General features: G+C 58.2%; 6 protein-coding genes and 1 pseudogene. 4 read left to right on the forward strand and 3 right to left on the reverse strand.

Annotation, left to right across the window (positions count from 1 at the left end):
* Positions 1-210 precede the first annotated feature (210 nt).
* Together ABIQ96_RS21315 and ABIQ96_RS21320 are read right to left on the reverse strand one after the other, a co-directional pair.
* The gene (locus ABIQ96_RS21315; protein WP_348216664.1) at positions 211-3,933 is read right to left on the reverse strand and encodes a FecR domain-containing protein; all 3,723 of its coding nucleotides are present in this window, start codon (positions 3,931-3,933) and stop codon (positions 211-213) included.
* 36 nt (positions 3,934-3,969) lie between these two features.
* Positions 3,970-6,993 (reverse strand): AAA family ATPase, encoded by a 3,024-nt coding sequence (locus ABIQ96_RS21320; RefSeq protein ID WP_348216665.1) that lies wholly within the window; start codon positions 6,991-6,993, stop codon positions 3,970-3,972.
* A 434-nt stretch (positions 6,994-7,427) separates the two neighbouring features.
* Between ABIQ96_RS21320 and ABIQ96_RS21325 the strand changes: the two genes are divergently transcribed.
* Entirely contained in the window at positions 7,428-8,564 is a 1,137-nt protein-coding gene (locus ABIQ96_RS21325; protein WP_348216666.1) for a hypothetical protein, read from the forward strand.
* A 363-nt stretch (positions 8,565-8,927) separates the two neighbouring features.
* Here ABIQ96_RS21325 and ABIQ96_RS21330 read toward each other — a convergent pair whose 3' ends face one another.
* The gene (locus ABIQ96_RS21330) at positions 8,928-9,152 is read right to left on the reverse strand and encodes a hypothetical protein (protein WP_348216667.1); all 225 of its coding nucleotides are present in this window, start codon (positions 9,150-9,152) and stop codon (positions 8,928-8,930) included.
* Between the two features lie 329 nt (positions 9,153-9,481).
* Here ABIQ96_RS21330 and ABIQ96_RS21335 point away from each other — a divergent pair, with 329 nt between their 5' ends.
* The 3 genes and pseudogenes from ABIQ96_RS21335 to ABIQ96_RS21345 all read left to right on the forward strand — a co-directional run.
* On the forward strand, positions 9,482-10,489 hold the full coding sequence (locus ABIQ96_RS21335; protein WP_348216668.1) for a hypothetical protein: 1,008 nt from the start codon (positions 9,482-9,484) through the stop codon (positions 10,487-10,489).
* Positions 10,490-10,789: 300 nt separating this feature from the next.
* Complete coding sequence (locus ABIQ96_RS21340; protein WP_348216669.1) at positions 10,790-11,545, forward strand: hypothetical protein; 756 nt, start codon at positions 10,790-10,792, stop codon at positions 11,543-11,545.
* 518 nt (positions 11,546-12,063) lie between these two features.
* Positions 12,064-12,410: pseudogene (locus ABIQ96_RS21345) on the forward strand (hypothetical protein); the annotation flags it as partial.

Consider the following 12,410-nt stretch of genomic DNA (forward strand, 5'->3'; position numbering starts at 1 on the left):
TGTTGAAAAACCGATGAAAATACCCAGCAAGCAATTGATTATAAGCATTCAACAAAATCGAACCGATCCCCTTGGCGGCATCTCAATTTCGATCGGCCCGGCCAAACTTTGTTAGCATGGCCAAATGGTTTGCCGGGCGGCAATCCCTTGCCTTGATTAAGCTGTCCTAACGATTTGTCAGATCCATTTCAAAGGAGTGGCAGGAACCGATCAGAAACTCATGCGGCAGAACATGAAGAAGGTCCGCTCGCGGGCGATGTCGGCGTAGGGATTGAGGGGGCTGAGCTGATAGTCCGTGCCTCCGATGTTGAGGACGCCGGCGGAAACTTCGCAGAGGTTGCGGTAGAAGCGGTAGCCGGCCCAGGCGTTGAACTGGATGAAGTCGTCGCCATTGCGTTCCGGGAGATCATTGCCGTGCCTATTGTCGGTATTCACGGTGGCTCTCAAGCCATCGTAGGTGTTATCCTCGCCGAAGCGCTGGATGTAGGCGTTGGCCTCGACGTGGGCGAACCATCCGGTGGGCGAGTTCCAGTCTCCGTGCAGGCCGAATTCCTGCAGGGTGGCTTCGTCCGTGGCACGGGCGACGGGAAGCTCGGGAAGCCGGGTCTGCAACTCGGACATGGTGACGCGGTAGCCGGCGCCCACGGCGAACTCGTCGCCAAGGAGCCGGTTGAGGGTGAGCGCGAAGCTACCTTCCTGATAGTCCAGATCCTCACGGGTGCTGTCCGCGAAGAAAGTGGGACTGAGGGGCGCGCCGGGCATGACATAACCGGTGAAAATTCCGCGGGTGCGGGATACCTCCTGGTCGATGAAATTGACGGAGGCACCCCACCAGGTGCGCTCAGGCAAGACGCCCTCGGCGCTGAGACCGTAGATCTGATAGAGAGGAGCCTCGACGGATCCGGCGACGGATTCCGAAAGCACGGTGCGGTAGGCCTGATTGAATCCCGAGAGTTGCGAAGGTTCCAGGCGGACGCTTTCGTCGAACGAAAGGCCACCCATTCCGCCGGCGGCCAGCCCGCGGAAAGTGACGCTGCGGGTGGGCTGCCAGGTGAAGCCGAATTTCCCGGAAACGTCCTGGTCGAATTTCTGGCGGTCATTGACGGGTGGGTTGCGGAAATTGTCCGGATGATCGATGGTGTCCCATGCGACTCCGCCGAGGAGGGTGAGCTGGGGCAGGACATTCCAGTAGTCGTAGGCGTAGAGGCCGGTCCTGCGGAAGTCGGATTCCAAATGCTGCTTCGAGGCGGGGTTGGAAAATCCACCATCCAAGGCGGGGATGTATTTCAGGTTCTCGTCCGCCTCGATCTTTCCCTGCTGCCAGCGCCCGCCGAGGAGGAGGGTGTTGCAGTCTGTTTGCTCGATCTGTTGAATTTCCCCAGAGTAAACGTCGAATTCCCGGTGGGCATCAAAATTGAAATCCCTGCTATACACCCGCCCGACCGTACCCTTGCCGAGATGATTCTTCATCTCCTTCAGCAGGGCATCGGAGTATTTGACGAAGCCACCAGGCTTGCTGGTGATGGATCCGTCGAATTTGTCGTTCGCGTAGTCCTCGACCTCTACACCGAAGGGCAGGGTCTTCTTGACGAGGAATCCGGAGTCAAGCATTTCATCGTTATCTCGCTCGACAAGAAGCTGTTGGCTGAGCGGGCTTTTCTGGGTCTGTTCGAAATTGAGGCGTCCAGCGAGAAACAGGGTGTTGGATCCCGGTGCCCAGCGGTGGTTCCAGCCTGCGAGGAGGAGGCCGGGTTCCTGATTCTCCTCGAAGCTGGAGTGAGTTGCGTAAGGAGAGGTGGTGTTGTCATAGTTCTGGGTATTGTCCCCGCCTTTTTGGGCGGCCCATTTTCCGAGGAAATAGAAGATGTCATCGGGAGAGGGCTGCCATTTGAACTGGCCATACAGTTCCTGCAGGCGCATTTCGGAATTCGGCCGGTCGCCGGTGTCGTTCTGATAGTAGGCGTCGAGGCCGTAGCTGACTTTTCCCTCGGTGCCGAAGACGGAGGCGGTGGAGCGGATGTCGGAGTTGCCGCGCCATTGGTTGACGAAGCTGCCGCCGATGCCATCCGACTCCAACAGTTTGGAGTATTCCTCCTGGGAGACGAATTGGGAAAGCGGCCCACCGCCGACGGGAGAGAGCATGTTGGAGAGCAGCAGCTCGTTGAACCACGGAGTTTCATTCCGCAGGAGGATGCGGTCCGGATCGCGCAGGGCGTCGAAGGAGTTTGCGAGGAAGAGGTGGGCGGAGGGATTGGTGTAGTCGCTCTCGACGGCGCGGGTGGCCTCGCGCACGGCGACCTCGCGCATGCCGTTGTATTGATAGATTTTCGCGAGATTCGCGCCGCGGACGGCGCGGTCCTGATCCAGCAGCATGGATGAGCGGTAGAGGCGGCGGTTGTCGTTGAGTTCGATGGATTTCTGGAGGTCGTGAATGGCCTTGTTCGGCTTGTATTGCTCCTGTAGCACGAGAGCGGAATACAGCCAGGGTGTGGGGTCGGCGGGGTCGATTTTTTTGGCGAAGTCCAGATCCTCCATCGCCGGCTTGTTATTGCCGAACTGGCTGGCAGCCTTGCCGAGATAGCTGTGGAAGAGGGATCGGTTAGGCTCGAGGATCGTGGCGGTCTGGAGATCCCCCAGCCCCGCTTCCACCCTACCGCTGCGGATGTCGCACAGGCCGCGGCCGAGCCACGCGGTGCCAAGGGCGCTGTCCAACTCGATGGCGATTTCAAACGAGGCGCGGGCGGCGGCTATGCAGTTCCAGTCGCTATACATGAACCCCTGCAGACTGTAGGCTTGGGCGTTGCGGGGTGTGAGCTGGAGGCCGCGGGCGAGTTCTTTCATCCCGGCCTTGGTGCGGCCGAAGGAAAACTCCAGCTCCGCGACGCGCACGGCGGCATAGCCGAAGTCCGGAGCGAGCTCCAGCGACTTCCGTGCGGCGGTGAGTGCCTGCTCCAAGTGAGGCTCCTTGGGCTCGGCGGTGGCGCGGGATTGCTCGTAGTAGGAACGGGCGAGCCAGCCGCTGGCGGTCCCCGGTTCCTGCTCTCCGTCTCGTTTCTCGAAATTCACGGCATCCATCATTTCCTCGATGGCGCGCCGTCCGGAAACATTCGCCGGGACTGACGAAAGCGCGGAACGCGCGCCTTCCACCTCCCCCACCGCCAGCAGAACCATCGCATGATAGACCTGCGCTTGCGCGGATCTCGGATGGTAGTTGGCGGGCCAGTTCGCAAGCGATCCCAACAAATCCCCCGAGGCGTAGGCGGCCAGTGAAGCCCTCAGGTCGGACGCATCGACTTTCGTTAGACCGAGTTCTGGAACGTGAATCACTCCCGGATAATAGAGACACCACTGGATCGTATTCTTCGCATCGATGCGTGCCGTTTTCCTGGGCGCTTTACCGGGCTCGACAATCCCCTCCTCCTTGCTGCCCAACGTCAGTTTTCCCAAGCCATTGACCAATTCCACCTCACCTTCAAACATGGTGAAGGTGGTGGTGCCGTCATCCTCTACCAGAACCCTGAACTGGGTGCCGTGGGGCCTGCCTTCGACCACCGGAGTGGTGATGGACATTTCCGAGCTGGATCCCCGGCTGAAGAGATAGACCTCCCCTTTCCCCACATCCAGGCCAGGAGCACCACCCGCGAGCAAGGACGGAAGAATCGTCAGACTGGTATTCGGAGCCACGCGCATCAGGCGGCTTTCCGAAAGGCGGACCACGGCGCGGCTGAGATCCCGAGCCGCAACCGCCGCCTTTTTGACCAGCGGGCGTTTCAACTCGGCCGGCGACCATACATTGTTAGGCGGCGGAGATGTTTCAACCGTCCTCTCGATTTCGATGACCTGTGGCCCAGAAGTCTGGGAGAATGAAAGGGAGACGGGCAAAACCAGCGTCGCAAGAGCGATGAAAATTGGAGGGAGGGGGAATGCGCGCATCAGTAGTCCGTTAGTGGGAATGGGAGGATGGACGCACTACTCGATATCCAGCAGGGCGGTGGTGAGTTCCGCCTGCCATTTCGCATACTGCCGCGTCATTTGCTTTTTCCTGTCAAGTTCCTCAAAGATGCTTTTGCTCCGCAACAAATAGGGCCGTGCTTTGTCCGGTTGGGTGGTCCACGAATAATAGTTCCCCAGTTGGAGACAATAGTATCCAAGATTCGCCTGCCACTTCGGGTAGCTGTCGTCGCTTTTTGCAACCTTCTCAGCAATCGGAAATCCAGCCAACAATTCCACTTCGGCGTTCTTCACATCGCTTGCCACGAAGAGAGCGCCCCCTACCTTCAAATGACTCACCGCCAGATCGTCAAACCACTGACGGGTCGCGTCAGGAAGTTCCGTTAGTTTTTTTGATAGCTTCAGAGCTTCACGAAATTCTCCGATGGCCGCTTTGTATTCCTGATCCTGATCCGCCAGGCCTGCGGCCTGTCCCTTGGTGAGATGAAGATCCCCCAGGTTGTCGTGGGCGATCGCGAGATTGTGCTGATAGAGAGGCTTGTCGGGATCCATGGCCAGCAACTTCATTCGGATGGCGAGCGAGCGGGTATAGTAATCCTCGGCAGCCGCATAGTCCCCGGTCTTTCGCGCCAGATACCCCCTGCTGTTCAAGGCCACCGAGCGCATGTGCAGGCTGTCGGCATCGTCGCCGGGAAATTCGCTCTCGCTGAAGTGCTCGTAGACCCACCGCTGGGTGTCTTCAAGGGCTCCGGCCTGGCCTGCCGGCTCAAGCTTGGCACGCAGATCCACGAGAACATCCGCCATCAGACGCGACGAACTCTCGTGCGCGTCGCCGATCATCTGCGCCGAGCGCTCGGATTTCTCGCTCTCCCGTTTCGCGACACGATATGAGGCGAAGGCCACGCCCCCACCAGCAATAGCCACCAAGGTCAGCGCGGAGAGCGTGGCGAATGCCACCCGCCTGCGGAATACCACACGCTTTGCCGCGGAATCGGCGTTGGAGACAGCTTCCACGACCCACTCCCGCTGCTCGGTCGTGAAGTCCGCGGCATGGCTTGCTAGAGACGTTCGCGCGGCCTCAAGCAGCGGATCGCCGGTGAGCAAAGGACTACCCTCCTTCATGCGGGAGGCGATGCGGGCGCGGGTTCGGAGGAAATCCAGATTCTTGTCCTTCCACTTCATCGCGCGCTTCCAGACTCTCAGGAGACTTTCATGAGCGACGCTCACGGCTGGTTCATGGGAGTTCTCCACCTGGCCGGTCGTAAAAAGCCGGGCACTGATGAATCTATCGATTAGGAATTTTGCAGGGAGATCATTTTCAAACCTAGAAAGCGGCGCGTATTGGCGGACCGCCTTTTCCGTCCGGCTTCCATCGGCGGATTCGGTGCCAAGAGTCACGAGAGACCGGAGGACACGTTCCAATGCCTGTTGGGAATCGGGTGGCAGGCCGGCAAAGGTTTCCTCCGCACGGTTGGCGAGGGCTCCTTCAACTCCACCAAGCGCATCATAGGCGGCGAAGGTCAGTTGACGTTCGTCGGCGCGATTTTCGTAAAGCTCCCGCAGGACAAATTCGAGGAGCGGGAGAAGTTCCGCGTGGGGAGCGGCGTCCTTGAGGATCCGGCTTGAAAGCGCCAGCCCGTCGCGGGATTCATAGACAAGACCCGCGAGGCGCGCGGGTTCTTCGATGACTCGTTGCAGGGAATCGGTGCGCGGTGGCAGGACATCGAGCAAGCCACGTCCTTCCTTCATCCGAACAAGCGCGGGCTCGCTCTGGAGTTGTTGATAGAAATCGCTGCGCAACGTGGCGACGATCCATATCGACCCGCTGCGCGCGAAAACCTCGATGACGTTGAGAAATTCCAAACGCGCTTCCGGAGTGATATTCGACGAGGTGAAAAGTTCCTCCAACTGATCGAGAACGATCAGCATCCGCGATTCGCCATCGCGTCCGGGAATGTCGGCAAGGGCCTTCTTGATCGTCCATGGAAAAATAGCCGCGGCATCCTTGCGGAGACCTTCCACCAACTGTTCGAGCGTCTTTTCGTCGGTATGCAATCCGGGAAGCAGCCCCTCGCCCGTCAGCCGGCGGACAAGAGCAGTGATCGGATCTGGCGCGAGTTCCGCAGGAGTGAGAATGAGGGTAAGCCAGATAGTCCCGGCGGTGGATTCCATGCTCCCACTGGGACAGGTTTCACTGCGGACGATTTCCGGAAGAATTCCGGCACAGGCGAGCGAGGATTTTCCGCTGCCGCTGGCACCCGAAAGAAGGAGGAAGGCGCAGCCTTCGGCGGCCTTCTGTCTCAGGGCGTTGCGGGCTTCGAGAATTTCCTCCTCGCGTCCGAAAAACACATCGGCATGTTTAGGCTGGAATGCCGCAAGACCAAGGAACGGTGGCCCTTGGTTATGGGTATCCCAGATGGCGATATCGATGCCACCCGCGATCTCATCCAGTTTGGCCTGCAGGTGAGTACGCAGACGCTGGGAAAAGGTCGAAGGCCGGTCGAAGGAAATGTAGGCGCCGATGTTGGTATTGCTTTCCGAATCCTGAAACGTCTCCTGAATGAACGATTCAACGAGTTCCTTCTGATGGAGAAGTTTCTTCTGCTCGGCGGTGGATCCGGCAGTGCGCAGGGCTTCGGCGAAGCTCGCGTCATCCCTCCGCGTATACACCAGCATGGCAGGACGGGGCTTCCCCTCCGTCTCTCTGGTCACCCCGCGCGCCTGCATCATCAAGTCATATTCACGTTCGGTGCCGCTCCGATACTCCGTGCCATCAGCCTTCGGGATCGACGAGCCCACTGCGGATCCCAGTCTGGACCACAGGATAAAAACTGCGATGTCCACCCCTTGGCTCGAGAGCACCACATCAATCCCCTGCTGGAACGACATGTCCGGTTCCAATGGTAGATCCTCCCAGAAGATCGGGCTCAGGAAAAAGCTCCGTGAATACCGGCGACGGAGACTGTCGATCACCTCACGCGCCCTTTGTCGTTCTTGGGAAACGTCACCGGGGGAGGAAATGAAGATGCGGAGCGTTTGCATGAGTCTTCGGCTAAAAGGCTCTCTATCATCACTAATGGCGATTGGACAACTCTATTCCAAATCTAGGGTGCGGCGAGCATGGAGTCTTTTCCAGAACGACAACCTGGTGGTGGAGCGAAGAGATCCATACCCGTCTGAATGAACTCGTGGAGATGAAGGGAAAATGATGCGACAAATCCACTTCAAGCGCCTCCGTCCAACATCTTACCACCGGACTTTGACCTTGCCATCCACTCACTTGGAGCACCATTGTTCCATTCGAAAAAAACGATTAACCCCGGTTAGCAAATCATCATGAAACCCGAACAATATCTCACGCTTCAAATGATGTTGATCGCGAGCTTCTTGGGGTTTCGGAACCCTATTTTTCTCGGCCACGGGGAATTCCGGAAATTTCGAGTAAGTTCCAAGCGCTCTAGCGCCTTCCCGCTGTCATGATTCCTCGGAAATCTATCTCCATCCCCATTTCTCTTCTCGTCGCAGGATTGCTCTGCCTCTGGTGGTGGAAAAGTGTAACGTCGGACAAATCGGAAAAATCGAAGGTCCTCTCCTCCCAGCGATCTCCCGGCATTCGTCCAACCGGTGAAAGCCCGGTCGCCGCCGCTTTCGGAAATCTGCAGAAATCTCCCGCGCGCGCCGATGCCTTGAAGACTCTCACAGAACTTCAGGCTGACCTCAAAGCCATGCCGCGCGAAGAGGCCGTCGCATGGATCCGCAGCTTCCTCAACAGCAGCGATGACAAACCAACCGGGCTATCCTTTGTGATCAGCAAACAAGGCACACTCTCGGAATGGCCTACCTTCAGGATATTTCTGCTAGATGCACTCCTCGCCATCGACCCGACCGCCGCGGCTTTGATCGGTCGGGAAATTCTGACCAAGCCCACCACCTCCGACGAGTGGGCGCTGGCTCTCCGTAATGTCGGGAAAAACGACGCGTCGCAGGAAACCAATGCCTATCTCCGGGAAAAAACCGAAGCGCTCATCGCCAATCCCGCATGGCAGGCGGATCCCTCTATCGGTTATCTGAATGCGTTCGATGTCCTCGTCCACACCGGAGCCACAGAAAGCACCCCGCTGCTTTCCAGTCTGATCCAGCGGAAAGACCGCAAGGACCTGGCCCATGCCGGATTTCTCACCCTCGATCGCTTGGTACAGCAACAATCCTCCGATGTCCTCGCCCGCCTCTCCGCCGATCGGACATTGCAGGAAAGCCGCCCTGAAATGGTCTCACAGGAATTCGCGCGCGCCGATCTTCGCGATGCGGCACAGCGTGAGATCGTGAAAACCTGGCTGCTCGACCCCGCCCGCACCGGCACCGAGCTACGCTCCTTCGCCGGCGTCTATCCGAATAACAACCAATTCATTTCCAACAACCTTCTCACCACTGAAGCCTCCCCGTCCGGCTCCGACCTCGCGGCGCATGATCGCGAGGCACTGGACATCATCACGGGCTGGGAAAAAGACCCCGCCTTTTCATCGGTTCAAGAACATCTCCGCTCGATGATCTCCCGACTCAACGGATTCGTCGGAGGCTCCGGGAATGCCGAAACTCCGGCTCCGGCCAAATGATCCCTGGAATTCGATCACCCGGATTTTTCATAGTCTCGGAAGTTCGGCATCTCCATCCCTTTGTGTGGAGGTAAATACATTAGGTAATACAGAGTGAACAAGATGCGTGAAATCCCGCATCGCCAGGCTACCTTCCACGGTATCGGTTCAGTTTCTTTATTTGTATAAGGGAGAAACTGGAAAGTGGATTTAGGAGCCCCACAAATCCGCCACCTGTCGGATTTCGATGTGGCATGCTCACCGGAGAGCCAACTATTTGGGATTGATGTTGGCACTATCAGGCGCACAGCATTCGTCCCCGGCTACGGAACCACGGCTTCCACCCTCATGAAGCCCTGGCCTTCGGGGTTGGATAACGTCGCCTCATACCCGGGTGTAGTCGGATGAGATTTTGTTGGTCTGGTCGGCAGACACCGTAGGCGTGACCGTTCCATTGGACCAGTGGGTAAGATCGGTGGTGGACTCGACCGTGCATCCAACCCCGCTTCTCTTGAGGAAACTAATGGTGAGCGAGGTTGCCGAACTGGAAACAATCGTCGTTGTTGTGAGTAGTGTCTTTGATTCAAAATCGACCGATCTTCTTCTCATGGTCGTCATCAACAATTTCGCATTCGAGAAAAGTGACCCGCCGGTAATATAGGCGCTGCCCGCCGCCCGAAGCATCGCCACTCTCGAACGCCGTCTCGGAGTAACGGGGGTTCCCACAATCCATGTGAACGAAAAGCCTTCAAGACAATGCAACCCCGCGATTATCAAACCGAAGACATCAAAGGGCAAAGGGATTTCAGAACCGGAACGTGGATGAGATATTGCATGATTGCTCGGCCGGGTGGCTCGGGCGGAAATCCGAGCAGCAGCCGGCTCCGATACTGAGATCACTGTTGACCCGGTATTCCAACCCTATACCGATGTAGAACATGTTGTCGGTCAGCCCGTCCGCCTTCGCATGCATCTCCCGCTCCCCCTTCACGAACCTGGACGGCGCACTAGCTAACAAGAAAGTCGCTTCACTTTCCGCAGGCCAATACCACACCCTCGCTCTCTGCGCCGACGGCACCTTGGTGTCCTGGGGTTACAACGAGCATGGTGAACTCGGCAACAACACCGTGACCCCCAGCAAGACCCCCATCAACATTGGATCGTTTGGCGCACTCGCCGGCAAGACCGTTTCGGCTGTCGCTTCCGGCGGATCCCACAGCCTTGCCCTCTGCACGGACGGCACGCTCGCCACATGGGGAGCCAATAACAAAAGCCAGCTCGGACTCATTGGAATCAGTCGTAGCCTGGTCCCAGTGGCGGTCCCTTCGGCCGGGGCGATTCAGGGAAAAACGATCCTCGGCATCGCCGCCGGAGGAAACCACAACCTGGTGCTCTGCACCGACCGTTCAGCCGCCGCCTGGGGTGACAACAGCAACGGCCAGCTTGGAAACAATACCACCGCCACCAGCGAGGTCTCTTCATCCGTCGATTCCACCGCCTGGCCAACAGGATCGCGGTGCATGCTGGCCGCCACCGGCTCGGCCTCGCTCCATAGCCTCGCCATGGTCGGACTCCCCTCCCCATCTACCAGCTCCACCGTCCAATCGATTTCCATCCCTGCCGATGCCAGCCTCTATCTGCCGCCGCTGGACGATCCAGATCACGACGGCATCCCCAATCTCGTCGAACGTGCGTTCGCGCTCGACCCCGCCAATGACAGCTCGGGAAAACTTCCTGTTCCGTTAAGAATCGGTGACAATTACGTGCTCGAATTCACGGAACCTGAAAGCCTAACAAGCGTCACCTATGGCGCGGAATCCAGCGTCGATCTGAAGCCCGGAAGTTGGAGGGAAGTCAAGGATACCGGTTCCGGATCCCACCACATTTTCAGCGTCCCAACAGCTGATAGCAATACCATCTTCTTCCGGTTAAAAGTGTCGGAATAGGCGGAAGAACAGGCAGGATGGGCGACCACCGACCGTTGAAGGCGGATGCGGATGAGTGTTCGGCGGTCGATGGGGTGGCGCTCATCGCACCGCTACCATGGGAAAACGGATGGTCCGGGTTAGCCCCAACCTCACGATCCCAGACTTCCAATACCAACTCGGTTGCTGGTCACTTAAACGGTCAAGTGGCTCAGCCATTGCCCGTTGGCGACGCTCGACGGTAATTTATCGATCGGCTCCAAAACCCAACATGGTCTTCAGACCAAGGACCAAAAAACCCAGCCCATACTAAAAAACCTTATGAAATACCCTACCGGGTTTCTTTGCGCGGCTGCCGTCCTCGTGCTTGTGTGGGCGGATGAATCGCTTGAACGCGACACCGCAAAACAATGGGCCCATCCCAGCGGTGAAAAACCTTCAAGCGGGCATTCTAACATCGATGCCCGTGCTACCGATCCCGCTCGGGCGCTGGTCCAGGCATTCACACTTGAAATAGGGAGCGAACGCGAAAACCGCATCCGGGATCTGCTCTCCGCATGGGCTCTGCGGGACGCGGAGGCGGCGCTGGGATGGGTTTCGGCGGTGGAGGATCCCGCCGCCCGGCGTTCCGCCCGCTCCACCGTTTGCCTGGCCGTAGCGGAAAAAGATCCGCGCCGGGCCGTCACGCTTGCGCTCGCCCACGGCACGGACCAGGACGACGACTGCGGATTGCTGGAGTGCCTGACCATGCAGTGGTGTGAGAAGGAATCTGAAGCGGCTCTCAATTGGACGCGCGAACAGCCGCCTGGCGAATGGCGGGACCGCCTGTTGGCGAGAGCCTCGTTTGTGCTTTCCAAATCGGATCCGGCTGAGGCGGCGCGTCTTGTTTCCGGCCTAGAGCCGGGAACCGTGCAGGACGAAGCGGCCATGGCCGTGCTCCACCAATGGGCGCTCAAAGACTCCTCCGCCGCGCTCCGGTGGGCGGAAGCTTTCTCCGAACCCACCCTCCGTGAGCGCGCCCTCGCGGAGATCTCGAATCTCCGGAACCTGACGACTTCCTTGCGGGAGGTCCGGTAACCGGATCGAAAAGCCCTCCTGAGACGGCTTCTCCGCTCTCTATGTCTGCCCAGGGCCGCTTCCCACGCACCTCCCCCTTTTTTTGTCCTGCCATGAGCGGGCCACTGGTACCGAGAGGCGATCAACAACGCCGTCAAATATTCAGCCCGCCAGCCTCTGATGTTCATCGGATGTTCAAGGCTTAATCAATGAGGCACTGTGATCGGCGCATAAGTGAAACCCAAACCTGAGATAGCACCTCGGCTATCGCGCTCGCCGGAACACCCACGGCCCTCAATCCAGGCGCAGCGCGTAAGGCGGCACCGCGAAGTTCTGCCACGAGTTGTCGTTCGTCACCAGACCGGGAAACCTCTGGGTCGCGCGACCAACATCATTAAAAGCCCAAAAATCCAACAAAAACCCATGACGCCTCCTCTGTTATTCCAGCAGGGGAATAGTCCCACTCTCCTTGGCTGCACGGGGCGTTTCCCCATCAACCTGAGAACCAAAAAAACACCAGAAAAAACACCAAAAAATCCATGAACAGACACATCAAAACCTGGCTGACGTCCTTGACGCTGCCATTCGCCCTCGTCCTGCCCCAGGCGCACGCCTACACCCATCCGTGTATCCCACTCAGCCTTGATGATCTGGCTACTCTCAAGGCCAGCCTGAATCAGAACCCTTGGAAGGACGGCTACTTGAATCTCTCGAGCAGTTCGCAATCCAAACTCACCTATACCATGCAAGGCCCGTTTACGACGGTCTCCCGCACCCCTGACGTAAATCTCAACCAATGGAAGAGTGACATGCAGGCCGTGTATAATCTGGCGCTCATGTGGTATCTCACCGGCGACACCGCCTACGCCCAGAAATCGCACGACAT

The organism is Luteolibacter sp. (assembly GCF_039920825.1).
Taxonomy (GTDB): domain Bacteria; phylum Verrucomicrobiota; class Verrucomicrobiia; order Verrucomicrobiales; family Akkermansiaceae; genus Luteolibacter.